Source organism: Krasilnikovia sp. M28-CT-15 (assembly GCF_047159595.1).
In the GTDB taxonomy this organism is placed as follows: Bacteria; Actinomycetota; Actinomycetes; order Mycobacteriales; family Micromonosporaceae; genus Actinoplanes.
Map to the genome: position 1 here is coordinate 5,776,433 of NZ_BAAGAK010000001.1, position 26,589 is coordinate 5,803,021.

17 protein-coding genes are annotated in these 26,589 nt (G+C 71.6%); 6 read left to right on the top strand and 11 right to left on the bottom strand.

The window, feature by feature from the left end; all coding sequences use genetic code 11:
• Positions 1 to 4 precede the first annotated feature (4 nt).
• Positions 5 to 1,354 carry a hypothetical protein gene (locus ACMCNO_RS26520; protein WP_412752160.1) on the bottom strand — a complete coding sequence of 450 codons (1,350 nt, stop codon included), beginning with the start codon at positions 1,352 to 1,354 and terminating at the stop codon, positions 5 to 7.
• 73 nt (positions 1,355 to 1,427) lie between these two features.
• Complete coding sequence (locus ACMCNO_RS26525) at positions 1,428 to 2,153, bottom strand: AfsR/SARP family transcriptional regulator (protein ID WP_412752161.1); 726 nt, start codon at positions 2,151 to 2,153, stop codon at positions 1,428 to 1,430.
• A 211-nt stretch (positions 2,154 to 2,364) separates the two neighbouring features.
• Between ACMCNO_RS26525 and ACMCNO_RS26530 the strand changes: the two genes are divergently transcribed.
• Positions 2,365 to 4,611, top strand: coding sequence for an NB-ARC domain-containing protein (locus tag ACMCNO_RS26530; protein ID WP_412752162.1), 2,247 nt, complete (start codon positions 2,365 to 2,367; stop codon positions 4,609 to 4,611).
• Between the two features lie 138 nt (positions 4,612 to 4,749).
• Entirely contained in the window at positions 4,750 to 6,558 is a 1,809-nt protein-coding gene (locus tag ACMCNO_RS26535) for a hypothetical protein (protein ID WP_412752163.1), read from the top strand.
• A 61-nt stretch (positions 6,559 to 6,619) separates the two neighbouring features.
• Here ACMCNO_RS26535 and ACMCNO_RS26540 read toward each other — a convergent pair whose 3' ends face one another.
• Positions 6,620 to 8,221, bottom strand: coding sequence for a diguanylate cyclase (locus ACMCNO_RS26540; RefSeq protein ID WP_412752164.1), 1,602 nt, complete (start codon positions 8,219 to 8,221; stop codon positions 6,620 to 6,622).
• A 159-nt stretch (positions 8,222 to 8,380) separates the two neighbouring features.
• Here ACMCNO_RS26540 and ACMCNO_RS26545 point away from each other — a divergent pair, with 159 nt between their 5' ends.
• Positions 8,381 to 9,835 (top strand): pyridoxal phosphate-dependent decarboxylase family protein, encoded by a 1,455-nt coding sequence (locus ACMCNO_RS26545; RefSeq protein WP_412752165.1) that lies wholly within the window; start codon positions 8,381 to 8,383, stop codon positions 9,833 to 9,835.
• Positions 9,836 to 9,844: 9 nt separating this feature from the next.
• Here ACMCNO_RS26545 and ACMCNO_RS26550 read toward each other — a convergent pair whose 3' ends face one another.
• Positions 9,845 to 10,216, bottom strand: coding sequence for an MmcQ/YjbR family DNA-binding protein (locus tag ACMCNO_RS26550; RefSeq protein ID WP_412752166.1), 372 nt, complete (start codon positions 10,214 to 10,216; stop codon positions 9,845 to 9,847).
• Positions 10,217 to 10,282: 66 nt separating this feature from the next.
• Positions 10,283 to 10,753: a MarR family winged helix-turn-helix transcriptional regulator gene (locus ACMCNO_RS26555; protein ID WP_412752167.1), complete on the bottom strand. Its 471-nt coding sequence runs from the start codon at positions 10,751 to 10,753 to the stop codon at positions 10,283 to 10,285.
• Between the two features lie 57 nt (positions 10,754 to 10,810).
• On the opposite strand from ACMCNO_RS26555, the gene ACMCNO_RS26560 reads away from it, so the two are divergent.
• Positions 10,811 to 11,185 carry a cupin domain-containing protein gene (locus tag ACMCNO_RS26560; protein WP_412752168.1) on the top strand — a complete coding sequence of 125 codons (375 nt, stop codon included), beginning with the start codon at positions 10,811 to 10,813 and terminating at the stop codon, positions 11,183 to 11,185.
• 138 nt (positions 11,186 to 11,323) lie between these two features.
• On the opposite strand, the gene ACMCNO_RS26565 is transcribed toward ACMCNO_RS26560, so the two are convergent.
• The 5 genes from ACMCNO_RS26565 to ACMCNO_RS26585 form a co-directional block, all read right to left on the bottom strand.
• Positions 11,324 to 11,518 (bottom strand): hypothetical protein, encoded by a 195-nt coding sequence (locus ACMCNO_RS26565; protein WP_412752169.1) that lies wholly within the window; start codon positions 11,516 to 11,518, stop codon positions 11,324 to 11,326.
• 5 nt (positions 11,519 to 11,523) lie between these two features.
• Positions 11,524 to 11,919, bottom strand: coding sequence for a DUF1801 domain-containing protein (locus ACMCNO_RS26570; protein WP_412752170.1), 396 nt, complete (start codon positions 11,917 to 11,919; stop codon positions 11,524 to 11,526).
• A 103-nt stretch (positions 11,920 to 12,022) separates the two neighbouring features.
• Positions 12,023 to 17,413 (bottom strand): peroxidase family protein, encoded by a 5,391-nt coding sequence (locus ACMCNO_RS26575; RefSeq protein ID WP_412752171.1) that lies wholly within the window; start codon positions 17,411 to 17,413, stop codon positions 12,023 to 12,025.
• 157 nt (positions 17,414 to 17,570) lie between these two features.
• The gene (locus ACMCNO_RS26580) at positions 17,571 to 18,347 is read right to left on the bottom strand and encodes a hypothetical protein (RefSeq protein WP_412752172.1); all 777 of its coding nucleotides are present in this window, start codon (positions 18,345 to 18,347) and stop codon (positions 17,571 to 17,573) included.
• Positions 18,347 to 20,017 carry a multicopper oxidase family protein gene (locus ACMCNO_RS26585; RefSeq protein ID WP_412752173.1) on the bottom strand — a complete coding sequence of 557 codons (1,671 nt, stop codon included), beginning with the start codon at positions 20,015 to 20,017 and terminating at the stop codon, positions 18,347 to 18,349. Before ACMCNO_RS26585 ends, ACMCNO_RS26580 begins: the two co-directional genes overlap by 1 nt.
• Before the next feature lie 228 nt (positions 20,018 to 20,245).
• Here ACMCNO_RS26585 and ACMCNO_RS26590 point away from each other — a divergent pair, with 228 nt between their 5' ends.
• Positions 20,246 to 22,117, top strand: a complete 1,872-nt coding sequence (locus ACMCNO_RS26590) for a BTAD domain-containing putative transcriptional regulator (protein WP_412752174.1) — start codon at positions 20,246 to 20,248, stop codon at positions 22,115 to 22,117.
• An 80-nt stretch (positions 22,118 to 22,197) separates the two neighbouring features.
• Here ACMCNO_RS26590 and ACMCNO_RS26595 read toward each other — a convergent pair whose 3' ends face one another.
• Entirely contained in the window at positions 22,198 to 24,333 is a 2,136-nt protein-coding gene (locus tag ACMCNO_RS26595; RefSeq protein ID WP_412752175.1) for a PKD domain-containing protein, read from the bottom strand.
• A 219-nt stretch (positions 24,334 to 24,552) separates the two neighbouring features.
• Between ACMCNO_RS26595 and ACMCNO_RS26600 the strand changes: the two genes are divergently transcribed.
• On the top strand, positions 24,553 to 26,559 hold the full coding sequence (locus ACMCNO_RS26600; protein ID WP_412752176.1) for a response regulator: 2,007 nt from the start codon (positions 24,553 to 24,555) through the stop codon (positions 26,557 to 26,559).
• The last annotated feature ends 30 nt before the right edge of the window (positions 26,560 to 26,589 follow it).

A 26,589-nucleotide genomic window follows, 5' to 3' on the forward strand; every position in this document is an offset into this window, starting at 1 on the left:
GGACCTACGTCGGGAACGAGCCGCAGATGCTCGGCCAGTCGGCCCGCTCCCGGTTCTTCCACGGCGAGTCGACGGACAGGTTGAGTACGGGGCTGGCGCTCAGGTCCACGTACCCCAGCGGTGGGGTGCCGCCGCACACCACCGTGCCGGTCTCCGCGAGGTATTTCGCCTCGAGGGCGCTGAGCCTCGGTGCCGCGAACGAGGTGCCGAAGCTGCCCGGCACCAGCCCGGGCCCGGTGCCGTCGAGCCTGACCTCGCCGGAGTTGAGCCTGGCGGTCACCTCCCTGTTGCCGTCCGCGCCCGCGCTGACCACGAAGTCCCACAGCGCCGGGGCGAACGGGAACGGCAGGCCCCGGCGGATGAGGTGGGCCGGGTCGCGCGCCTGGCCGGGATCCGCCTTGGGGTCGGGGTACTTCACCCCGTTGCCCGCGGCCCCCACGGGAATGACCTTCAGGGTGGCGCCGGAAGCGCCGGGCTCGACCAGCTGCTTGCGGAAGCCGTGCCAGCCGGGATCGTCGTAGATCGTCGAGAGCGGGCGCTCTTTCACGCTGAAATCGTTGATGTTGATGGTCTGGTAGAACGCACCCGCGAGGTAGGGGCGCATCGGGCCGAGCCCGTCGTCGCGCAGCAGGGCCGCGGTGAAGTCTCCGGCGCGCACCAGGCCCGGGTCGAGCTCGCCCGCCGTGTCGAGGTAGCCCAGCAGGCCGGTCCGCAACGCCGGATCCTTGCTGATCATGGCGTCATAGGTCTGCAGGAGAGCGTCGAGATCCGCGTCGTTCAGCCAGCTGACGACGTCGCACGGGATGACCACGAAACTCAGGTTGAGCACGAAACGCTGGAACCCGTCGCGCCGCAACGCCGCGATCCGGTCCCGGATTCCGTCGAGGATGTCGCCGGTCCGGTACTTGTCGGTGTGCACGGCGACGAGTCGCGCGGTGTGCGAGACGCCGCCGATCGGGAACTTCCAGTCCGTCGTCGTCTCGATGGGCGGGCCGGGCACGGGCCGCGGTGTCGTCGTGGAGCCGACCGGCGGCTGGCCCAGATCGGCGGTCAGCTCGTCGGCCAGCACGCGGTACACGAGCTCACCGTGGGCGTACGTGGAGATCGGCAGGTCGTCGCCCGCGCCGTTGGATCCGACGTCGCTCGTGCCGACCGTGCAGTTCTCGTCACGGGCGCCCGGCTTGCTCTGCGGGTCCTTGCCGAACCCGAAGTCGTCGACCACGAGCACGGCGACGTCGCCGGCCCGCGACCCACCCAGCCGCGACCCACCCGGTGCGGCCGCCGCGGCGCCACCGCCGACGGCCGGTCCGATCAGCACGAGCAGGGCCAGCAGGGTTCCGTACGGGCGTTTCATGGAAACCTCCGGCTGTTGCGCGGTTACCGGCAGACTCGTCCGGCCGGCGGCGGTACGCAATGGATGTGACGGGTTAGCGATCGCAGCCCAGCCGGTCGATCAGGTCCCGCAGACCGGCGTCGTCGCTGTGCCGCGCCCGCAGCCGGTCGAACGCGGCCAGCGCGTCGCGCCCGCGGCCGAGCGCGTGGCAGGCGGCGGCGAGTTCCCGGCAGGCCCGGTCGCGCAGGTCCGTCAGCCAGGACACGCGGTCGCGGACGAAGGCGGCATCGGGCAGGCCGAGCAGCGGCGGCTCGGTCCACATCGCCAGCGCCCGCATCAGCAGGTCCACGGCGACCGCGTCCTGGACGGCGGCGGCCCGGAACACCAGGTCGGCGAAGACGTGCAGGTCCACCTCGTCGTCGTCGAGCAGCAGCCGGTAGCCGGTCCGGGCGCAGCGTTCGGTCACCAGCAGGGCCGTGCCGTCGGCGTCGGGTCCCGGCGCGAGGCAGCGGCGCAGCTCGCCGATGCGCTTGTGCACGGCGACGCGTTGCTCGCGCCGGACCGCCGCGGACGGATCGCCCCAGCAGTCGCGGTAGAGATCGTCGGCGTAGACCAGGCCGCCGCGGGCCAGCACCAGGCGGGCCAGCATCGTCCGGCTGATCGGCGGCAGCAGAGCCCGGGCCCCGCCGACCTCGGCCCGGAACACCCCGAACCCGGTGAACCGCAGCCGGATCCTGGCCGCGGGCGCGGCGGACCAGGACGGGGCCAGCGCGACGCGGTCACCCGGGTCGGCATCACGTGCAAGGGCGGCCATGGTCATCGGTTCCTCCCGGGGCATGTCGTCGCGATCACCTGCACGATCGGCAGGTACCGGTCAGCCTGCGGCACCGGTCCCGGCCCGGGACAGGGGTGCGGAGGCAATGCTGAGGGTTTGCCGACGGACTGCTGAGGATCGGCAGGCCGACAGCAGTGTGCGGGGGGCGGCGCGCATGCGGTTGGATGGACCATGGGCGCGAGCGGCGGGAGGAGCAGTGGCCGGATTCAGCAAGCACCGGTGGCCGCCCGACGGCCCGGAGCGCGAGCTCCTGGAGTATCTGGACGGGCTGCACCGCGCGCACGGCCAGCCCTCGATGGCCCGCATCGGCAAGGCGGTGGGGCTGGCCGCGGGCACGGTGTCCGCGTTCTTCACCGCGGCCCGCCCGATCGGGCCGGAACGGCTCGAAGCCGTCGTCGGGTTCCTGGGCGGCGATCCGGCGCGCGCGGAGCGGCTGCGGCGTTCGGCCGCCACGGTCCGTAATGACCGGGCCCGCATTCCGGCCCCGGCCGTGCGGTCCCGCCCCGGGCCCGGCTGGGCGGCCCCGGACACCGATGACGACGGTACGACGAGACTGGACGTCATCCTGTTCGACACCGCGGCGAACCGCCTGAACCGGCCCGAGCTGATGGTCGGCCGGCAGCGCCTCATCGAGACCGTGACCGGCTGGCTCGACGCCGACGGCCGGGTCCTGCTGTACGGGCTGGGCGGTGCGGGCAAGACCGCGATCGCGGCGACCGTCGCCGACCGGTGCGTCGACGCGCACCACGGACCGTACCTGTGGCTGCGCGTCGGTGACGCCGACGCCGATGTCGTCCTGGACGCGCTGTCCCGATGCCTGTCCACGGCGTTCGGCACCGGGGGCAGCCTGCCGCCGCCCGGCGACGCCCGGCTGCTGGCGATCGAGGGCCAGGTGTCGCAGGCCGGGATCCGCCTGTGCGTCCTCGACGATGTGTGGAACCCGGCCGCCCTGCACACCATCCTCAAGGCGATTCCGGCCGACGTCGCGGTCCTGGTCACGTCCCGGCTCCGGCTGGGCCTGGAGCACCAGGTGGAGGTGGACGGCCTGGAGGCGGCCGAGGCGGTGCGGCTGCTCGCCCATCACGCGCACGACGACGCGGTCGCCGCGCTTCCCGACGCCGAGGCGCTGTGCCGGGACCTGCGGTTCCACCCGTACCTGATCGAGATCGCGGGGCATCGCCTGCGCCAGTACGCGCTGACCCCGGCCGAACTACGCCACGACGTCGACGGCTCCCCGCACGAGCTGGAGATGCCCGCCGGATTCGCCGCCCCGGGACGGCAGAGCGGCCGGCGGCTGCTGGACACCACGATCGGCGCGCTCCCCCACGCCGACGCCCGGGACGCGCTGGCCGCGGTCGGCGCGCTGTTCAGCGGCAGCGTCACCCCGGAGTTGCTCTCCTGCTACCTGGGCATCGGCCTCGGCCGGTCCCGGTCGGCGCTCAACGCCCTGGTCGACGTGAGCTTCGCCAAGCGCTCGGGCGGCACGTACGTGGTCCATGATCTGACCGTGAGCTACGCCCGCACGGTGTTGCGGGACGACGGGGCGCGATCGGCGGTGGGTGCGGTCCGCGACTTCGTGGCGGCGTACGCGGACGACCACGAGGTGATCGCCCGCGACCTCGACAACATCGTGGCGGCCGCGGACCGGGCCCAGCAGAGCGCGGTCGAGGACTTCGTCGCGATCCTCGAGACGCTGGCCGCCCGCGGGTATCTCGACACGCACGGGCACACGCTGGCGCTGCTGCGGCTGCTCGACGCGGCCATCGACGTCAGCCGCGACCGGCCCGGCACCGAGCGGCTGCACCTGCTGCTGAGCAAGCGCGGCAACGCCAGCTTCAACGCCGGTGAGTTCGACGAGGCGGTCGGCTTCTACCGCGACGCCCTCGCGCTGGCGCCGACCGCCCAGCGTCGGGTGATCATGCTGAGCGTCATCGCCAAGGCGCTGGCCGAGGCCGGCCGGCACGAGCCGGCCGAGGCGACGTTCGACGAGGCGTACGCGCTGGCCGACGCGGAAGCGGACGACGTGGGCACGATGCGGGTGCTGGAGGCGCACAGCGTCGCGGCGTTCCGGCGGCACGACTACGCCCGGGTCCGGGAGCTGACCGAGCGGGGTGTCCAGCTCAGTCGCGCCCTGGGCGACCGGGCGGCGGAGGCGATCTTCCTCAACAACCTCGGCTCGGCCACGTTCGAGCTGGGTGTCGAGACCGCGTTGCGGTATCACCACGAGGCGAAGGCGATCGCCGTGGACACCAGCAACGAGCACATCCTCGCCATCACCCACCGGTGCCTCGGGGCCGACTTCCACGCCCAGGAGCAGTTCGACCGGGCCCGGGAGAACTTCGCCGAGGCGCTGCGGCTCTACGGGCGGCTGGGCCAGACCCAGCGCGAGGCGAAGGTGCGCCAGCTCATGCGCCAGTTCGGCTATCTGACACCAGCGGTCTGACGGCACATCGCCAGCAGCGGCGGCATTGCTTCGCCAGCGGCGATCGCCGTCTGGTTGGTCGGTCCACCCCGGGCGTTCATCAGCAGCTCCATCGGGAGAGGAACGGCCATGAGATCACGTACACGAAGGAAGCGGCCCATGGTGCTCGGCGCCATGGCGCTGACGACCATATTGGCATCCGCGCTCTGGTCACCGGCCAGCGCGGCGCAGCCCCCACGTCCGGGTCAGCGGGACTGGCAGAACAGCATCGCCGCGGCCCCCCGGCCGGGGCGGGGCTGTTACACCGCCACGTATCCGAAGCTCATGTGGCGGGCGGTCGGGTGCGTGAGCGCACCGGACATCCCGCAGCCACCGCACCGTGGGCCGCGGCCCCTGGTGATCGGCAACGGCAGTGACATCGCGGCGCGGGTGCCGAGCGGGTTCATCTCGACCGCGATCGGCTCGTTCGACAGCGTCGTCAACGTGACCAGCGAGAGCGGGCCGATCGGCAACTCCGGGCCGCCGATCGCCAACGCGTACACCCTGCAGCTCAACACGAACTTCTTCGCCAGCACGGCGTGTGCGGGCTCGCCGAACCCCGGGTGCCAGGGCTGGGAGCAGTTCGTGTACGGCAACGACGGCTCGTCCGGGGCGGCGTTCATCCAGTACTGGCTGCTGCAGTACAACGCGCCGTGCCCCGCCGGGGTCGGCTGGAACACGTTCTCGTTCGCGGGCGACACAGACATCTACTGCTGGAAGAACAACACGGGCGGCGCGGTGGGGGTGCCCAACCAGCCGATCACGAACCTGGGCGCGCTCAGCCTGTCCGGCCAGGCGAACGCGGGCAGCGACAGCGTCACCCTGTTCAACGGGGCGACGGCGTACACGCGGGTCGGTGACAACGCCGTCAACGCGGCCGTCGGCTGGGACACCGCCGAGTTCAACGTGTTCGGCTACGGGGGCAACAGCTCCGGCGGCGGCACGGCCAGCTTCAACAGCGGGGCGGCGCTGACCGTACGGACCAGGACGATCTACGGCGGGACGGCCGCGCCGCTCTGCGTGGCCACCGGGTTCACGGCGGAGAAGAACAACCTGAGCTTCGGTACGCCGGCTCCGGCGATGACATCGCCCGGCCCGGCCGTCAAGTTCGTCGAGGACACCGTCGGCGGCGCAGCCACGACCTGCGCGGCGGCCAGCACCCTCGGTGATGTCCACGCGCACACCGTCGCCGGGCTGTCGTACGACTTCCAGGCCGTCGGTGACTTCGAGCTGGCGCAGGTCGGCCCGGACTTCGAGGTGCAGGCACGGCACATCTCCGGTGCGCCGACCTGGCCGAACGCCTCGGTCAACCAGGCGGTCGCGACGCGCATGAACGGCACCGCGGTGGCCGTGTGCGGCGGGCCGAGGCTCGTCGTGGACGGGCGCGCAATCCAGCTCCGGGAGGGCAAGCCGCTGTCGTTGCCGTCCGGTGTCGACATCTGGCACACCGGCGGGGCGTACGTGGTGACCGATCAGAGCGGCAACAGCGTGCGGATCACCCCGCACAGCGCGCCCGACTACATGGACGTGTCGGTCGGCGTCGGCACCTGGCCGACGAAGGTGCGGGGCCTGCTCGGCAACCCGGACAACAACGTCGGGCTGCTCGAGGCCAGCGACGGCACCGTGTTCAGGGTCCCGCTGTCCTTCGAGGACCTGTACCAGCGCTACGGCGACAGCTGGCGGGTCACGCCCACCGACTCGCTGCTGGCTCCGTGCGGCACCAAGGTCGAGGAGAGCAACCCCGCGAAGCCGTTCTTCGCGGAGGACCTCGAGCCGAAGATCCGCGAACGGGGAATGTCGATCTGCCGCCAGGCTGAGGTCCAGGATGCCTGGATCGACGCGTGCACGCTCGACGTCGCGGTGCTCGGTGAGAAGGCGGCGGCGGTGTACGTCGGCAAGCCGCCACCGGTCCTCGACGGCAACCGGTAGCCGATCACGTGGCGCATGTCCGGCCGGCCCTTGGTGGCCGGCCGGACGTGTGCCGTGCGGGTCAGGTGGCGCCGCGGTCGCGGTAGGCGCGGGGGCGCGGTTCGTGGGGCACGCCCGCGACGACGCGGTTGCGTCCCTGGTGCTTGGCGGCGTAGAGGTTGCGGTCGGCGGTGGACAGCGCCGCCGCCTGGCTGCGCGGCGTGCTCTCGTTCACCCCGGCGACGCCGATGCTGATCGTGACGGGCAGTTCCCCGGCGATGTCGCGCCAGTCGTGGTCGCTGACGGCCTGCCGGATCGCGTCGAGGACGGCGGTCGCGACCGCGGGGGTGGTGGCGGGCAGGACCATCAGGAACTCCTCGCCGCCGAGCCGGGCGACGAACCCGTCCGGTACGACCGCCGCCAGTCCGGTCTCCAGCAGCGCTGCGACGCCCACGAGCACCTGGTCGCCGGTGTCGTGTGACAGCGTGTCGTTGATCCGCTTGAAGTGGTCGATGTCGGCGATCGCGAGGGTCAGTTCAGGGTCGGTGGCGATCAGGCCGGTGAGTTCCTCGTCCACGTACCGTCGGTTGCGCAGCCCGGTCAGCGGGTCGCGGCGGGCCTGCTCGCGGAACTGCTCGGCCTCCTGGCGGGCCTCGGCGGTCTCGAACATCGCATGCCGGGTCTGCGCCTGCGCCTCACGCTGCCGCGAGCGCAGGCTCTCCCGGGAGTCGAAGAACACCTTCTGCTCGGCGAACGCCCCGGCGAAGTCGCCGCGGGCGGCGTAGATCTCGGCCTGCTCCTGATGGACCCGGACCATGACCTCGTGCAGCTCGCGCTCCGCGCACAGGTCGCGGGAGGAGTCCAGGCTGGCCTGGGCCTGGTCCAGCTCACCCAGGCCGCGCAGGGCCCGGGCCAGCGTCAGCAGGTACTCGGCCATGTCGTCGGCGTCGTCGCTGTACCCGTCGTGGTAGCGCGCGATGCACACCCGCATGGTCTGTTCGGCCTCGGCGTACTGGCCGTTCGCGATCTGGATCCCGCCGATCGTGTCCAGGGCGGTGGGGTCCAGGTCGAAGCCGTGCGCCGCCGCGTGCGCCGTGAGCCGCCCGGCCACCTGCTCGGCGCGGGCGAACTCATCGCTGGTGTATTCGATGTACGCCCAGTTGTTCAGCACGACCGTGAGCAGCTCCCACTGCTCCAGCTCCCGGGCCAGCTGTTCGGCCTGGCGGAACCGGGGCCGGGCGGCGTCGACCGGACCGTTGAGAGCCAGCGCCTCGGCCAGCCGGAGCCGGTGCGCCACCTGCATGTACGCGCTGGCGTGCTCGTCCAGCAGCTCGACCGCGCTGAGCGCGTGCTCCAGCATCTTGGCCGCGTCACCCGCCAACCGCTGCACGTTCCCGCAGGCCATGTGGGTGCGCGCCTGGAGCCGGCGATCACCGTGCGTGACAGCCCATTGGTGCAGCGCGGAGATCTGCCGAGCTGCCGTGGCGGTCTCGCCGGTCCGCAACAGCATCCCGGCCGCGCACAGGCGCGCGCGTACCAGCAGCCCCTCGTCGCCGATGGCCGCGGCGTGCTTTTCGAGCTCGACCGCGGCGGCATGGCAGGACTCGATGTTCAGGACGATCTGGTCCTCGAGGGCCTCCAGCGCAGCCGACAGCTCCGCCGGACCCATCACGCCGTCGTCCACCGGATCACCCCCAGTCGTCCTTGTTCCGATCGGCCCCCGGGGCACCGGGTTGAAGCAAATTCCGTGACACGTGGGCATCGACACGTCCGGACGCATCTGCCGGGGATGGCGGCGCCGGAACCGGACGACCGCCCACCCGGTCGGTGGCATGCTCACCGCATGGGCGTCGATTCCGCGTTCGGTCTCACCGAGGCCACCCTCGAGGTCCTGCCGGCCCTGGAACGCTGGCTGGAGTTCACGGACGTCACCGGACCGGCGCGACGCCGGGACAGCTGGCGGGCGGAGCTGGACACGCCGTTGCCCGAACACGGCGCCGGCGCCCGGGCGACCCTCGCCGAACTGGCCGAGCGGGTGGTGGCCAACGGGCTGCCGGTCGGCGCGCCCCGGTTCACCGGCTTCATCACCACCGGCCCGTCGGCTGTCCCGGCCATCGCCCAGTTCGCGGCCGCGCTGGCCAGCCCCCAGCGGTACGCGGTGAGCGCCTTCAACCTGCTCGAAGACGTCTCGCTGCGCTGGCTGGCCCAGATCTGCGGGCTGGACGAGCCGGTCGCCGGGATATACAGCAGTGGCGGCTCGGTGGCGAACCTGCTCGCGCTCGGCGCGGCGCGGCAGGCCGCGTTCGAACGGCGCGGCGTCGACGTCGGCCGCGACGGCCTGCCGCCCGGCGCCCGGGGCCGGATCTACGCCAGCGCCGAGGCGCATCACACGATCCAGCGGGCCGCCGCCGTGCTGGGCTTGGGCCGCGACGGCGTCCGGGCCGTACCGGTCGACGGGCGCCAGCGGATCCGCCCCGATCTGCTCGCTGACATGATCGGGGCGGATGTGGCCGCTGGGACGGCGCCGGTCGCGGTCGTGGGGGTGGCCGGTACGACCAACACCGGGGCGATCGACCCCCTGAACGCGCTGGCCGACATCGCCGAACGCCACGACGTCTGGCTGCACGTCGACGGCGCGTACGGGCTGCCCGCGGCCGGTGTCGAGGAGCTGGCCGGACGGTTCGACGGGATGCGCCGCGCGCAGTCGTGGATCGTCGACCCGCACAAGTGGCTGGCGACCGGGGTCGGCTGCGCCGCCACGTACGTGCGGGACCCGCAGTTGTTGCACCGGTGCTTCACGCAGACCCCGGCGGCGTATCTGGCGATGCCCGGTCAGGGGGCGGTGGCCTCCCCGTTCGAGGAGTTCGGCGTGCACTACGACGACATGGGGGTGGAACTGTCGGCGCCGCCGCGGGGTGTACTGGTCTGGGCGGTGCTGCGCGAGCTCGGCCGCGCGGGTCTGGGCGAGCGGATCCGCCGGCACGTCGGATACGCCCGCCGCCTCACCGAGCTGGCCCGCGACCATCCGCGCCTGGAGGCGCTGACCGAGCCGGAGTTGTCGGTGGCCTGCGTGCGGTACCGGCCTCTCCGCCCGGCCGACGACGCGCACCTGGACCGGCTCAACGAGGAACTGCTGCGCCGGCTGTGGCGCACCACCGGCTACCTGCCGACCAGCACCGTCGTCGGCGGCCGCTTCGCGATCCGGCCGTGCTTCATCGGCGTGCGGCACGACGAGGCCGACGTGGACGGGCTGGCGCAGCGTCTCGTGGAACTCGGCGACGCGCTGGTGGCGCAGTGACGTGCCTGCCTAGGCGTCCGCTTCCAGGTCGGCGTGCAGCTCGTCCGGCGCGCGCATCCGCCAGGCGTCGGTGACCAGCTCGCTCAGGCGTTTGGCGCTCACCCGGGCCAGTCGCAGCATCACCAGGGGCAGGCCGTCGTATCCGGCGGTGGTGAAGAACCGGTCGGGCTCGCCGAGCAGCAGGGCCTGCTTCTCCGCCTCGTCGCCCACGTACAGCACCGCGATGTCGGTGCGGATCACCCGCGGCTTTCCCGGCCTGCGCTCGGGGTAGGACCAGACGAATCCCTTGCCCGCCACCCGGAAGTCGAAGCCGTCGCTGTCAATCTCCACCACGTGCGGCAGGGCCAGCGCGAGGCGGCGCACGTCGTCCGCGTCAGCCACCGCGATCTCCTTCCGTACCCGCCGTCGGCCGTCCCGAGGCTATCCTGCCGCAGCTGTGGCCAGCGGCTACAGGTACATGGCGCGCAGCTGCGGATCGAGTGTCTCGGGGGGTCCACCGGCCACCGCGCTGAGCACGTCGCGCAGCACACCCATCGCCGCTGCCCCGTGCTCGCGCGCCAGGCGCCGTTCATAACGCTGGTGGAAGCGGTGCGCCGCGGCGAGCGCCGCGGCGCCCCGGTCGGTGAGTTCCAGGCGGTGCGCGCGCCGGTCATGGGGATCCGGGGTACGGCGGACGTAGCCGCGCCGCTGCATGTCGTCGACGATCTGCGCCGCACCCTGCTTGGTCACTTCGAGCCTGGCGGCGAGCTCGCTGATGGACATGGGGCGGCCACCGAGCGCCCGGAACACGAACCCGTCGGAGCGGCCGAGGTCGTCGAAGCCCTGCTCCGCCAAGTGCCCGCGGAGGTCGCGGACGAAGTTCTGGTATGCGAGCCCGAGCAGGATGCCGAGATCAATGGGTTGCGCCGATGCCGTCATGCCTTCATGATAGACAAGTCAGCTTGGACAAGTTGACTTGTCTATCTGGAGGAACCGATGCACATCATCCGCGCCGCGCAGGCCCCGCACTTCGAGGTGCCCGGCGTCGAATTCACCGCGCTGGCCGCGCCCAGCCGCGGCTCGGCCGGCCTCTGCACCTGGCTGCTCACGGTCGCGCCGGGCCTCAAGTCACCGGAACCGCACACGCTCGACTCCGACGAGGTCTTCATGGTCGTCTCCGGCACCGTCCAGCTGGGCCTGGACACCGAGGCGCTCGGCCCCGGAGACGCGGCCGTCGCACCGGCGGGCGCACCGATCCAGCTGTGCAACCCCGGCGACCAACCAGCCACGGTGTACGTGGCGATCCGCGCCGGGTTCGTCGCCCAGGCCGCCGACGGCAGCCTGATCGGCACGCCACCGTGGGCCCTGTAGCGGCCGAGTCCTGACGAACGCGCGACGAGGGCCCGGGCGGATCGACCGCCCGGGCCGCGTCCGGTGGATCAGTTCGGGCCGCCCTCACCCAGGCCGCGGTGGCCCGCTCACCCTTCGGGTTGCCTGATCGCGTGGCCGCTAGCTCTCGACCGCCTGGGCTGCGGAGCGCGAGATCAGATCCTCCAGTACGCCGAGGTCGACATCGGCGACGCGTGTGAGGTAGAGGCAGCCCTGGCCGGTCCTGGGATTGCCGAGGCGGGCCAGCAGGTCGTCGAAGCCGTCGAGGAAGTCATCGACGCTGGCGTCGGTACGGGTGGTCTTCAACGTGGCCATGGCCGCTATTGTCCGCCCTTCAGCTTGCGCCAGCCGCCGGCGCGATTGTTGGCGATGATCTGCCGGAACATGGCGGTCAACGCACGCTTGTTGACGACCTCGCCCTCCCGGACGGCCACGGTGCGCGCGGTCTTGTTGTCGTGCCCACCCGTGATGATCCCCTCCGGGTCGGGCACGATCGCGCCGTCGTACAGGAAGACGTTGACGTGGTCGCGCGCGGCCAGCAGCGCGCAGACGTTGCCGTCCAACACGAAGTACGGCCGGTCGGTGCGCTTGATGGTCTCGGCCACCTCCGGATCGGCGGCATGGATCAGGTCGCGCACCTGCCGGCAGACGGCCTGCTGCCACTCGGGCAACGCCGCGATGTACGCGTCCACCCGCGGATCCTTCTCGTAGCCCATGTCTTCGCACGGTACCGGCGAAACACGCGCCACCCCGCGGCGATCGTGCACAAACGAAACCGGCGGTGCTGATCACAGCACCGCCGGTTTCCTCTGTTTCGCGTTACCGGACCGTCGTGGTGACCCCCCGGGCCCGGCCCGTACCGGCCGCGTTGACGGCCTGCACGGTGCAGCGGTAGCGGGCGCCCGACTTCACACCGGCGACGGCGAACGACATCGCGCGGCGGTTACCCGACACCACGATCAGCACGGGGGCGCCGTGCGGGCGGCCCTTGGCGTCCAGCCGCTGCCGGGTGATCCGGTACGCGGTGACCTGCGTGCCGCCGGTCGAGACGGGCGCGGTCCACCGCAGGGTGGCGGTGAGCTTGCCGCCCTTGGAGCCCCGGGTGGCGGTGAGGCGCTTCGGGGCGCCGGGCGCCGTCCGCGAGGTCACCGCGGCCGAGGTCGCCGAGAAGGCACCGGCACCCACCGAGTTCACGGCCCGGACCCGGAACCGGTAGCCCGTCCCGTTGGTCAGTCCTGTCACGGTCAGGACCGAAGCGGCGGCCGACGCGGTACGGAGCTTGCCGACCTGCGCGCCCTTCGCGGTGAGGACCTGGATCTCGAATCGGGTGATCGGCGCGCCGCCGTCCTGCGCCGGGGCGGTCCACCGGACGGTGGCGACCCCGTTTCCTGGCGACGCCTGGCGGATCGTCGGCTTGCCGGGCGCCGTGCGGGTGACCGGCGGCACCGGGCCAGCAGGCTGAGTCGGCGTGGTCGGGGTACCCGGGTCAGCCGGCGTCGTCGGAGTACCCGGGTCGACCGGCGTGGTCGGGTCGGTGGGGTCGGTCGGGGTGCCCGGACCGTCGGTGCTGATCACGACCACGTTGGAGGTTGCCGAGAACTCACTGGCACCGGCGGCGTTGACCGCGCGGACCCAGAAGACGTACGACCCGCCGGGCACCAGGCTGCTGAACGTGAGTTCGGTGGCGTCCGGCCCGGTGGCGTCCACGTCGAGCACGATGCCGGACTCGGCGTCGAGCGCCTGCACCTCGTACCCGAAGATCTCGCTGCCGCCGTCGCGCGCCGGAGCGGTCCACCGGACCACCGCGGTGCCGTTGCCGGCCGAGGCCGTGCCGATCGCCGGGGCGTCCGGCGCCACCGGGATACCCGGGGTGTCCGGGGCGGCCGTGGGGGTGACCGGCTCGGACGCGGTGCTGAACTCGCCCGGCCCGGCGTCGGTGACGGGACGGACCCGGAAGCTCACCGGTACGCCGTTGGTGAGGCCGGTGACGACCATGCTGGTGGCCGTGGCGGGCGCGTCGACCAGCCGGGGCGTGCCGCCGTCGTTGACCTCGATCTGGTAGCCCGTGACGATCGCGCCGCTGGAGTCCACGGGCACGGTCCACAGGACGGTGGCCTCGGCGTCGCCCGCGAAGGCGGTGACGGCGGTGGCCGCGGTCGCCGCGGTGACCTCGACGGTCTGGTCGGCGAAGTTCAGCTTCTCGATGTTGCGAACCGTGTCGGTGCCGTCGGGGCCGGAGACGATCAGGGCGTCGCCGACCGGGGTGACGGCGTACTGGTCGCGGGCGCCGGAGAAGACTGCGGTGTCCTGGCCGCCGGAGCCGGCGCGGATCTCCCGTACGGTGACGATGTCCTTGGGGTTGAGCTTCCCGGCGAAGACGTCCGCTTGGAGCTCGGCCATGCTGTTCGCCGTGCGGATCTCCTTGCCGTCGGCGTCGCGGACGCTGAGCCGGACCGTGAGGTAGCGGTCGCCGTCGATGATGTCGTCGCCGCCGCGGCCCTCGATGGTGTCGCTGCCGGGCCCGCCGAGCAGGATGTTGCCCTCACCCCACACGTTGCCGTGCAGGTCGCAGGGGCGTCCGGTCTGGTTGCCCACCGCGGAGGCCGCGATCGGCAGGCTCGTGACGACCTGGTCGAGGCCCTTGATCCGGGCGATGCCGGCGGCGTCGAGGGCGTCGCAGCCGAGGAAGCCGCCGCCGCCCCGGGTGGACGGGGTCACGTCGTCGCCGCGCAGGGTGTCGTCGTGCACGCCGCCGGAGAGCGCCTCGAGCTCGTTGTACCGGTCGCGGACCCCGACGGCGAGGATGCCCAGGGGCAGCAGCGGCAGATCCAGGTCGGCGTCCATCGGCTGGTCGTCGCCGCCCTGCTCGGGCCGGGCCGCGATGGACCAGTCGTAGCCGGAGCCGCCCGCGTTCTTCTCGATGCCGGGGCCCTGGACGCCGATGTCGTCGCCGCCCTCCATGTCGTAGTCGTCGTCGCCGCCCTGGCCGATCAGCACGTCGTGGCCGGGCTTGTTCGAGTCGTCCAGGAAGAACAGGTTCCCGCTGTCGCCCTGCAGCAGGTCGGGCGAGTTGCCACCCTCCTGCCAGTCGTCGCCGGCGTCGCCGAAGACGGCGTCCTCGCCGTCGCCGGCGTTGATGATGTCGTCGCCCTCGCCGCCGAACGTCTCGTTGGTGTTGGCGCCGCCGTTGGTGAAGTCGTTGCCGTCACCGCCGAGCACGATGTCCAGCCCGGGGCCGGCGTCGATGGCGTCGTTGCCGGGGCCACCCTTGCTGATGTCGTCGCCACCGAGGTCGGTGAGGACGTCGTCGCCCTCGCCACCGAGCGCGATGTCGTTGCCCGCGCCGCCCTCGACGACGTCGTCGCCCTCGCCGCCCCAGGCGGTGTCGTTGTCGTTGCCGGCGCTGACCCGGTCGCGCTCGTCGGTTCCGGAGTAGGTCGACTGGGCGTTGATGCCGGGCCTGTCGACCGCGTTGCGGGAGCGGTACTTGATCGTGCCATCCGGCATGCGGATCAGCAGCGCCTTCTCGTCGCAGGCGGTGGCGGGGTCGTCGGCGACCAGGTTGCCGAACTGCTCGTACCCGGCCGGGGTGCCGGCGAGCTGGGACAGTTCGAAGGTGCAGTCGGCGGTGGCGAACGAGTCGGCCCGCAGGCTGTGCGCGGTGGTGGTGCGCCCGATCAGCTCGGCGAACGAGTTGCCCTCCAGCTGGGTGCGCAGGTTCATGCCGGGCGTACGGGCCAGGTAGTACAGCCGGTCGCCGTTCTGCAGGCGGGTGAGCTGCTCCTCGAAGACGTAGTTGAAGGTGCTGCCGAGCAGGCCGCCGAACGGGTTGGTGACCTCGGCGAGCCCGCCGATCCACAGGTCGACGTCGTCGAGCCCGGAGGTGGCCGGGGTCCAGGCGCCGGTGGCGTTCAGGAACGCGGCGGCGTCGGCCGGGGGTGTGTCACCGGTCTGCGGGTCGACGATGGCGCGGGCGGCGGCCCGCTTCGCGGCGGCCGTGGTGGCCGCGACGATCGTGGGGTGCTTGCCGTACGCGGCGACGAAGTTCACCAGCGACTCGGGGTGCTTGAGGTGCTCACCGAAGTCGACCCAGCTGGTGTACGGGGCGAGCTGGCCGTCGTTGGTCTTCTCGTGCAGTTCGCGCCGCAGGTTGTTCAGCGACGGCACACCCTCGGAGCGGCCCCGGGCGATGTTGATCGCGGCCAGGTCCATCGGCAGGCCGAGCAGGTTGCTGCGCAGGGTGTCGGTCATGAACTCGTCGAGCTCGTTGCCGACCTGCCCGGACATGCCCATGACGATCTGGCCGGCGGCCTGCTCGGGGGTCAGCGTCCCGTTCTCGGTGTACGCCATCGGGTTGAGGAACCCGTCGAGCAGCGACAGCGAGGCGTCGGAGCCGTCCTCGCGAGTCCGCGAGATGCGCTCGGTGAGCATGGAGTGGCCGAAGCGGTAGACGGCGTGCGCGAACTCGGCGTACACGGCCGGGTTGAGTTCGGTCTGGGTGAACGCGAACGGCTGGAACGGGTTGATGCCCGGCTGGATCTTGCGAGCGAACTCCTCGAAGACCAGGTGCTGGTACTCCATCTCGTTGACGAACCGGGCGGCCTGGAAGATCCGCTCGCCGTTCCAGGCGTCGCCGATCTGCCACTCGGCCAGGGCGGTGCCGTCCTCGGTGAGGACCCGCTCGATGTCGCCGACGAGCCGGTTGTGCTCGGCGTGCCAGATGTCGTGTACCGCGGTGAGGCCGATGTTCTCGTTGGCCCGGCCGTCACCGGCGATGTAGTGGGCGTCGAGCATCTCGTCGTCGTACGTGCCCGCGGGCTGCTTGGCGAAGTCGGCGCTGGCGGTGTCGTCGTCGTCCTTGCGGGGCGCGACCGGCGCGGTGGCCGGGTTGTGGTCGGAGTCGACCGGGCTCGGGTCGGCGTTGTGCGCGATGTCGGTCAGGAACGGCGTGTCGAAGTGCAGCGTGTCGGCGGGCACCCGGACCGGGTTCGCCGTGTCGCCCTCGACCAGGCCGGAGCGGGTGACGTACTGCGGCAGGCCGCGCTCCGGGCCGGGCACGAACTTGCCGTACGCGTCGGTGAGGACCATCGGCACGTCGGTGACGTCGGCGTCGGTCAGCGCGAGGCCGAGCAGCTCGGCCGCCTGCCGCTTGGTCTCCGCCCAGGTGGGCATGCCGCCGAGGGCGCCGGACAGCAGGTTGCCGGTGGCCACCGGGCGGCCCTGCGGGTCGTTGGCGTACTCGCGCAGGAAGACCTGGTGCGCGGCGTGCGAGGTGTACGCCTGGGAGAGGTCGACGAACGGGGTGTCGGTGTTGACCGCGTCCTGCACGTCGTCGGCGGTGCCGAGCTTGCCGTCCGCCCCGGGCTGGTTGGCGGCCCGGGTGAGCACCATGAACCGCATCGACGGCGGCACGTACTTCGCGTCGCCGGGCTTGGGGTCGTCGGCGGTGCCGGGGGTGGTGTCGGGCCCGGCGATCAGCGGGTCGTCGGCCTTGAGCGGGACGATGACCGTGCCGCCGCCCTTGACGGTCTGGTCGATGCCGTGGTCGAAGAACTGCCCGAACAGCGTGAACCACGAGTTGTACGGCGCGGACAGGCCGACGTCGGTGGTGACGTTGGGGATGAACAGCGTCCCGCCGTCGGTGGCCGGCGACGTCGCGCCGCTCTGCGACCGGACCGGGTTGCCCGCGGCCGCGACGGCGGCCGGGTTCTTCGCGGTCTGGTCGGCGATCAGGTTGCTGATCAGCCGGGGCTGCGAGTCGACCACGGTGTTGTTCTTGGTCTTGTCCGCGTAGGTGGTGGACATCGCCGGGCTGCCCGGGCCGAACATGCCCGCCGGGGCGCTCTCCGCGGCCTTGAAGTTCTTGCCGGCCAGCCGGGGGAACTTCTGGTCGGCGGCGCCGTACGTCTCCTGCCCGGCGGTGAGGCTGTTGCAGCTGCCGTCGACCGTGCGCAGGCCCATGGAGAGCAGCGGGCTGGGCAGCTGGTCCGGTCCGTCGCCGAGCAGGGCGCCGCAGGGGCCGGTCTCGCTGGTGGTGTGCGCGACGTGCGCCTCAGCGATCTTGATCTGCTTGAGGATGTACGCCAGGTCGGCGCGGGTGACGGTGAAGCCCTGGCCGATCGGTGCGGCGGCGGCCGGGGTGGCGACCGCGACACCGGTGGCCAGCGTGGTGACCAGGGCACCGATGGCGGTGCGGAGGGGGAGCCTCATTGACGCATCTCCGGGTGAGTCGGGGAAAAGCGCTGAATTCGCACATCTTGGGCACCGCCGGTGTGGTCCGGCTGCCGTCCCGCTCCCGTCCGGCTGAGGGCACGCTGAAGGGCCGTCCCCGATCCCGGGGACGGCCCTTCAGCCTTCGCTACTCGATCTAGTGGTGCCCGCCCGTGTGCTTCGTCAGGTCGGGCGCCCCGTGGGACAGGTCGACGCCCGGACCGGGCTCGCTGGCCGCGACGGCCACCCGCTCGGCCGGCACCTGCGCCGCCCGCCCCATCGCCTGCCGCACGGTCTCGATCTGACCGTCGCTGAGGACGGCGCCGAAGTACCGCACGGTCAGCCCGGAGCGCTGCACCGTGGTGACGTAGCTGTTCAGCGAGTCGGACAGCACGCCCTCGGCGTCCTCGACTGCCTGGACCCGGGCCGGGGTGACCCCGGGCGCCGGGACGACCGCGAACGTCAGGTGGTGCACCAGCACCGGCTGCACGGTGTAGAACCCGACCGTCGCGGGCTGGTGGTCGCGCATGAACCGGTCCGCGTCTCCCGCCGAGGCCCCCTCGGGCAGCACCAGGGTCAGCTCCGGCACCACGGTCTCCAGCAGGCTCTTGTCGAAGACCGCGAACGTCGCGTCGGTCAGCTCGCCGTACCCGTCCTGCTTCGCCGCGGCGCGCAGTTCCCGGGCGATCTGGCGCCGGTCGGCACCCTTGACCGGGTGGATCCCGATGGCCGCCCGCTGGCGCACCATCGGACCGTCGTACGTCGTCGTGGCCAGCTCGTCCCCGGCGTCGTCGTTGATCGGCCCGGCGGCCGCCGCCGGGACCGGGGTGACGGTCCAGCCACCACCCCAGGTGCCCAGCGCGGCGACACCGCACAGGAACAGCGCGACGGCCAGGCACCAGCGCAGGCTGGTGTCCCGCTTACGGCGGTCCATCAGGTGCCCAGCGGGTAGCTGGGGGCGTACGCCGCGGGCCACTCCGCATCGGCGTCGTACTTGGCCGCGTCCGACTTGATCGGGTCGTTGACGTTGATGTCACCCACCGCGAACTGGACCATCATGTCGTCGTCCTCGTGGATGAGGTTGTGACAGTGCGTCATGTACCGGCCACCGGCGTTGCCGGCTCCCGTGGTGAACTGCATGAGCGCGCTGACCGTCTCGTTCTCACCGAGGTAGAAGACGTCCTTGCCGCCGCCCTCCCAGGCGTGCGCCTGGCGGTTGGCGGTGGTGTTCCGGGCGATGATCTTGGCGTCGATCAGGTGGATGTGCAGCGGGTGGAACCAGCCGCCCGACTCGTTGACCAGGTCCCAGATCTCGACGTCGTACGGCTTCGGGTTGGCGAAGACCCGCTGGAAGTTGGTCTTCTCGATGTCGTCCCAGGTCTCCCCGTTGACGGTCCAGATGCCGTGCTTGCGCTCCAGGCGCAGGGTGCGGCGGGCCTTGGCCATGTCCGGGGTCAGCTTGTTGACCTCGATGGCGCCGAGGTTCGCGTACGGCTGCGGGCCGAGGTCCAGCACCGTGGGGATCTGGTACGTGTCGGCCGGGCCCGAGTCCGCGACGACCTCGAACTGCATGACCTTGCCGGTGTTGGCGAAGTCGACGTTGTTCTTGTTGCTGAGGTTCTTCAGCTCGATCTTGGTGCCGGGCTTGTACTTCCGGAAGTCGATCAGCACCTCGTAGCGCTCCGCGGCGCCGTGCCGCCACGACGTCACCGCGTTGACCTTGGGGGTCATGCCGGCGTCGGTCCCGACGACGTGGAACGCGTCGCCCGTGCTCAGCGCGAACCGGTACGAGCGGGAGATGCTGGCCACCAGCACCCGGAACCGGTAGACCCGCGGCTTGACCTTCATCTTGGGCCACGGCACACCGTTGACCATGATCACGTCGCCCATGAAGCCCGCGTTGTCGCCGTGGTCGAAGGCCACCGAGCCGTCGGCCTTGAACGCCATGTCGCTGACGATCAGCGGCACGTCGAACTCGCCCTGCGGCAGCTGTTCCTGCTCGTACCTGTCATGGAGGTGGTACTGCGCGGCCAGACCGGAGAACACGTTCTGGGCCGTAGTGCGGTGGTTGTGGTCGTGGTACCAGAGCGTGCGCGCCTGCTGCCAGTTCGGGTACTGGTACGTCTTGCAGTGGCCCGGGCGGGTCTGGTCGTTGGCGTACCCGTCGTACTGCGGCAGCGAGGCCGAGCCGTGCAGGTGGGTCACCGTGCTGAACTCGCCGCCGTGCAGCGGGCTCACGCTCAGCTTGTTCGCGATCCGCACCTCGGTACGGGTGCCCTGCTGCACCTTGAGCGTGGGGCCGGGGAAGATGCCGTTGAACCCGGCGATCTTGGTGGTCAGGCCGGGCACGATGCTGGCCATGCCGACCTTCTGGGTCAGCGCATAGCGCGCGAACGGGCCCTTGGCATCGACACCCTGCGCGTAGGGCAGGAGAACCGGCGGACGCCGGAACATGTTCGTGAACGGCGTGGGCATGTTCTTCGCCGCCAGCGCGCTCGACGCGGCGATGACCTCGCCGCCGGCAGCCGCCACGATCAGGCCGCCACCGCCGATCGCCAACGCGCCCTTGAGTAGACCGCGCCGGGTCAGCTTTGAGTCAGTCATCCGCATTCTCCGTTTTCCACGTACCAGGTGGGGCGCAAGCTAGCGGCGGCCGCTGAGGTGTCCCGGTGGAAATCCTGTCGCCGACCCCGGTGGCGGCCGAACGGACAGTCAGCGAGACCTCAGCCGCGGCTGGAGAAGACCTCAAAATCCGGCTGGGGCGGCGCGAAAGGCTCAGGATTTCCGCGGAGCCACCGATCGCTGCGTCCTGCAGAGGAGGTCAGTCACACGATGCGGGTCACGGTGCTGGGGCCAATGATGGTCGCCGACGGCGACGGCGTCGTGCTGCCCGCCGGTGAGCTGCCCCGCCGCGCCCGGCAGGTGCTGGCGGTGCTGGCCGCCCGGCACGACCGCATCCAGTCGAAGGACGCCCTGGCCGACGCGGTGTGGGGCACCGAGCTGCCCGGCAACCACGTCGCCACGCTGGAGCACTACGTGTCGATGATCCGGCGGCGGCTGCAACCCGCGGGCAACTCGGCCTCGTGGTTCATCGTGACCCGCGGCAGCGGCTACCTGTTCGACACCGGCCGCGCCGAACTCGACCTCGCCGAGCTGCGTACCCGGATCCGCAGCCTGGACGACCTCCCGCCGGAGGGCCCGCAGCGGCTGGCGGCACATGCGCAGATCCTCGCGCTGGCCCGCCAGCTGCCGTTCCCCGAGGACCCGTACGCCGACTGGGCCGAACCGGCCCGCACCGAGGTGCAGTTCGCCGCGGTGAACGCGCTGCTGGCGCTGGCCGCGGCCGTGCTGCCGGAGGACCCCGCGCGTTCGCTGCGGCTGGCCCAGGAGGCGATCGGGCTCAGCCCGTTCCTGGAGTCGGGCTACCAGGCCGCCATGTCCGCGGCGGTGGCCATGGACCGGCCCGACGAGGCCCTGCGGATCTTCGACCGGTGCCGCCGGGTCCTCGACGAGGAGCTCGGGGTGCCGCCGTCGGCTGAGCTCGTCCGGCTACAGGCCGCCGCCCTGGCGCACCGGCTCCCCCGCCCCGCGTCGGCCCAGCCCACGCTTGCCCAATCCCCGGTCGACCAGCCCACACTCGCCCAGCCGGCGTTCGCCCAGCCCACACTCGCCCAGCCCGCGTTCGCTCAGCCCTCGTTCGCCCCACCCACGGCCATCCAGCCCGCCGCCGGGCGGCCGGTGGCCACCCAGGTCACCTGGCCCGGCCCGGACCAGGGCGCACCGGCGCCCGTCGCGCCGGATGGCTTCGTGGGCCGCCAGCCCCTGCTGGACGTGCTGTTCGACCCCGCGGCACCGCTGATCGTGCACGTCGTCGGGCCGGTCGGCGCGGGCAAGTCGGCGTTCGTGACCGAGCTGGCGCGGCGCGCCCCCGGCCGGGTCGGCATCGGGCACGCGGGATCGCTGGCCGGGGTGTTCCGGCTGGCCTGGCTGCGCGCCGCCCTGATCGACCTCGGCGCCGGCGCCGACGTGCTCGCCACGGTCGACGGCGCCCGGCCGGACCGGCCGCTCGGACCGGAGGACCTGGAGCTGATCGGTACGGTGTTCGACCGTCCCGAGCGCGTATTCCTGGCCGTGGACGACGCGGCCGACCTGGACGCCGCCGGGGTCGCCGAACTGGCCTGGCTCAGCCGCTACTGCCCGAAGCTGCGGGTGGTCCTGACGTACCGGTACCCGTCGCAGGTCATCGACCGTCCGCTGGCGGCGCTCGACACCGCGGTGGTGCTGCGGCTCGGCCCGCTCACGCCGGCCGAGCTGGCGCCGCTGGGTGACGATCGGGTGGCCGAGCGCAGCGGCGGGATCCCCGCCCTCGTGCCGGTCGCGACCCGGCCGCCGGAGATCGCCTGTGCGGTCGCGATGCAGATCGCCCGGCAGCGCACCCGGTGGATGCCGGAGCCCGCCTGGGACGTCCTGCGCCTGTGCGCCGTGCTCGGCCCGCTCAGCGCGGCCGACCTGGCGCCGTTGACCGGCCGGTCCGTGCCGGAGGTGCTGACCGCCATCGACGACCTCGTGCACGCCCACCTGCTCAGCGAAGGCCCCGGCGGCACGGTGCAACACCGCAGTTCGCTGGTCCGCGACGCCATCCGGGAACAGGTGTCGAGCGCGTCCAGCGCACATCTGCGGGAAAGGCTGGCGGCGGCCTCCTGAGCAGGAGACCGCCGCCGCTGGTGTTGCTGTTTCGTGCTGGTGTTGCAGTTTCGTGCTGGAGTTGCTGTTTCGCTAGCCCGTCAGTTGGTCACGTTGACCGCGAAGCCGAGCTGCCTGCCGCCCGTCGACGTGACGAAGCTGACCGTACGGATCGCGGTCGCGCCCGTGCCCGGGTTCGGGCCGGTCACCCGGATGTCGAACGCCCCGGTCGCGTCCACGGTCGCCGTGCCGATGACCCGGCCGGTGAGCGTGCTGCCCAGCACCACGGTGACCCGCTGGCCGACCAGCAGGCTGCTGGTGCCGGAGATCCGCCACTCGTTGTTACCGGTGCGGTAGCGCACCGCCAGACCGGACAGCGTCTCCGGCTGCGGCGTGACCACGACCTGGTCGGTGCTGACGCCGGCCGCGTTGCGGATGGTCAGCTCCAGCACGACGGGGTCGTTGTTGAAGGCGTACGTCGCGTTCGGACCCGGAGCCGCGGGCAGCGCCTGCGCCGGGAAGGTGAACGACGGCTTGGCGCTGGTCGCGCCGGTCAGTGTCACGGCCGGGCCGGACACCTGACGCCACGAGTACGTCTCGGCCGCCGTCGACTTCGAGCCGTCGAGCGCGACCGAGCGGCCCCGCACGATGGTCTGGTCGACACCGGCGTCGGCCTTCGGCGCGACCACATTGGTCACGGTGACCGTCACGGTCGCCTGGCTGGTGCCGCCCGGACCCTCGACCACGAGCTTGAACGAGTACTGGCCCGCCGCCTTGGGCACGAACGTCGCGAGCGAGGTCGCCGGGTTCGTCAGCGTGACGGCCGCACCGGCGGTCTGCGTCCAGGTGTACTTCGTGATCTCACCGGCCGAGCCGGTGGCGTCCAGGCGCACCGTCTGGTTGACCAGCGCCGGAGTGTCGGCGGTCGCCGCGGCCACCGGGACGGTCGCCCCGAACGTCCCACCGGTGCTGACCACCGGAACGGTCGTGGAGCCACCCGCGGCCGAGGTGACCGTGATCGTGGCCGGCGGGGCCACGACGCCGCTGAATCCCGACGGGGTGAGCGGACCGAACCCGGCGACCGTCAGGGCCGGGTTGCCCTTCTTGTCGCTGGAGGTGGCCGACACCGTCAGCTTCTGCCCGTCCGCGTTGTACGAGGCCGAGACGTCCGACACGACATCGACCAGGGTCCGCGTCTTGTGCGCGGCCGGGCGGTCGCTGACGTTGACGACCTCGATCTTCGGGTTCGCCGGCAGGGTCCCGGTGAGCGGGAACCGGCCGTAGTAGCGGCCGCTGTTGGCGGCGGCGCGCAGCTTGGTGTTGTGGAAGCCCAGCGCGGGGTCGGCCTGGATCTCGATGACCTGGCCCGGCTCGCTGCTGGCGAAGACCTCGACCACGCCGGTGCCGTTCGCGGCCCGGGTGTAGGTGGCCTGGTCGATGTCGAGGCCCGCGTTGGTCGCGTACCGGCCCTGGACGCTGAACAGGTCCGTGAAGCCGACCTGGTCGAGAACCGCTCCCGAGGTGGGGTCCAGCCGCTCGATGCGCACGAAGTTGCTGTTGTACGGGCTGCCGACGACCTTGTGGTCGATGCCCGGGTTACCGGTGTACCCGGCGGGCGCGGCGGGGCCGACGGCCGGGTCCCACTTCAGGAACGGACCGATCCGGCTGTTGAACGCCTGACCGAACGCGAGCGGGGCGGCACCGATGTCCTCGGTCATGTTCACGCCGCGGTCGGTGGCGACGATGTCGTCGATCCCGTACGGGTGGGTGATGCGGTAGCGCTCGCCCTCGGGGGCGTCGAACCGGATGCGGACCCGGCCGAAGACCATCTGGTCGCCGTCGATCGGCTCCTCGCGGGCGAAGGCGGCTTCGAGGTTCATCGCGACGAGCGCCTTCACGCCGTTGTTCAGCGTGAGCGTGGCGCCGGCGAGCTGGTAGAACGATTCGCCCGGGAAGTTGTCCGGGAAGGACACCGGCGCGTCCGGGTTCGGCATCTCGTCGGCCGGGCCCGGGCAGAGCGCGTCGCCCGGGTCGGTGCACAGCTCCAACCGGACGTTGTTGCTGTCCCGGTACCAGGCCGGGAAGCCGTGGTCGGCGATGGGGCCGACCTGCGTGAGCTTGCCGGCCCGGGGGGCGGACGGTGTCACGACGACCGCGGCCGCGGTACCGGCCATCGGTGCCAGCACCGCCGCGATCACGCCGAGCGTGACCGGCAGGCGAGCCAATGTCTTCTTCATGGAACTCCTCAGCTGTTTCCGGGGCTGCCGACCATGACCGACCGTCCCGTGGCGGCGATGTGGTCCCGCTGGGGTCGTGCTGAGGTCGTGCTGAGGTCGTGCTGAGGTCCCGCTGAGGTTGACGGTGATCACTCGGTCGGACCCGACGCCTCGGAACGCCATCCGGCGGCCAAGTGGCTGATAACGCCACCGCAGGTGATCTATCGGCGGTAACGGCGAATGGCGCTCATACCACGCAATGCTCGGAAACATCGAGTTCCCCAACTTCCCCACTTTAGGGTGGACTGGGACTCGGACCGCGCCTGGTCGATCACAGGCGCCGGGAGGGGGCTGCGCATGAAGCTGGCGGCATGGCGAAGCGACAGCGGTGCCCTCACCCGCCGGTGGTGGCGGGTGGGGATTCTGGTGCTCGCGGTGCTGATCGTGCTGTTCGCCGGGATCGCGGAGCTGGTGACCCCGCCGCACCTGATGCTGTTCGGGCTGGTCGTGGTCGGGCCCGTGCTGGCGGCCGCGACCGCGCGCCCGTGGGCGGTGGCCGCCGTCGGCGCCCTCGCCCTGCTGGTGGGCTGGGCCACATCGACCTGGAACGGGTCGGGCGGAACCCTCAACCAGTCGGTGCGCCTGTGGGTGATCGCGGGCATGATCCTGATCAGCATCATGATCGCGTACCGCCAGCAGATCCTGGAACGCGACGCCAGACGCGCCGCCGAGGACGAGTCGATGCTGGCCGGGATCGTGCACTCGTCCGAGGACGCGATCATGGCCGCGGACCTGAACGGCATCCTGACCACCTGGAACGAGGGTGCCGTGCGCCTCTACGGCTGGACCGCCGAGGAGGCGATCGGGCGCAGTGTCGCCATGCTGCTCACGCCGGACCGGATGCACACCCTGCAACCGACCCTGGATGCGCTGGCCAGAGGTGAGCGCATCGGCGCGGTGCAGACGCAGGGGATACGCAAGGACGGCACCATCGTCGACCTGTCGACCAGCCTGTCACCGGTACGCGACCGGCACGGCGCGGTCATCGGCACCGCCGGGATCGAACGCGACATCACCGACCAGCTGCGCGCGGAGCGGCGCCGTCAGCAGATCCTCGAACGCTCCGCCCGCGCCGAACGCCTCGAAAGCCTCGGCCAACTCGCCGGCGGCATCGCCCACGACTTCAACAACCTCCTCGCCATCAACCTCAACTACCTCGAATTCGCCCTCGAACAAACCACCGACCCCGACACCCACAACGACCTCACCCGCGCCAAAGCCAGCGCCGAACGCGCCCGCGACCTCACCCGCCAACTCCTCGTCTTCGCCCGCAAACAACCCACCACACCCGAAACCATCGACCTCAACACCGTCATCACCGACACCCGCACCCTGCTCGACCGCACCATCGGCACCCACATCGAACTCATCACCCACCTCCACCCCCACCCCCTACCCATCCGCGCCGACCGCAGCCGCCTCGAACAAGTCCTGCTCAACCTCGTCATCAACGCCCGCGACGCCATGCCCGACGGCGGAATGATCATCATCGAGAACGGGCCCACCACCCTCACCGAAGACACCAGCCACCAACTGGCCCCCGGCCCCTACGCCCACCTCACCATCACCGACACCGGCACCGGCATGCCCCCCGACATCGCCGCCCACGTCTTCGAACCCTTCTTCACCACCAAAACCAAGCAACACGGCACCGGACTCGGCCTCGCCACCGCCTACGGGATCCTCACCGAAGCCGGCGGCACCATCACCCTCACCACCGAACCCGGCGTCGGCACCACGTTCCGCATCCTGCTGCCGCTCACCACCGCCGGCACGCCCGCCGCCACCCGCACGACCAAGGCCCCGCCCGGGCACGGGCAGCGCATCCTCGTCGTTGACGACGATCCCGACGTCCGTCAGGCCACGACCCGGATCCTGCGGCGCCACGGCTACGAGGTCACCGCCGCCCCCGACGGCTACACCGCCCTCGAACACCTCAGCCAGAACCCGTGCGACCTGCTCCTCACCGACATCGTCATGCCTGGCATGTCCGGCTACCAGCTAGCCGAGTCGACCCTCCGCGACCACCCCAACACATTGATCATGCTCATCTCGGGCGCCTCTGAGGACACCTCCACCACGCGGCGCCTGCGGACCGATGGAGTCCCCATGATCTACAAGCCGTTCACCGCCGAGGAGCTCCTGCAGGCCGTGCACGACTGCACGGCCGCGACAGCCCCGTACTGAGCCGGGCTCACGGCTGTCCACTCGGGAGGG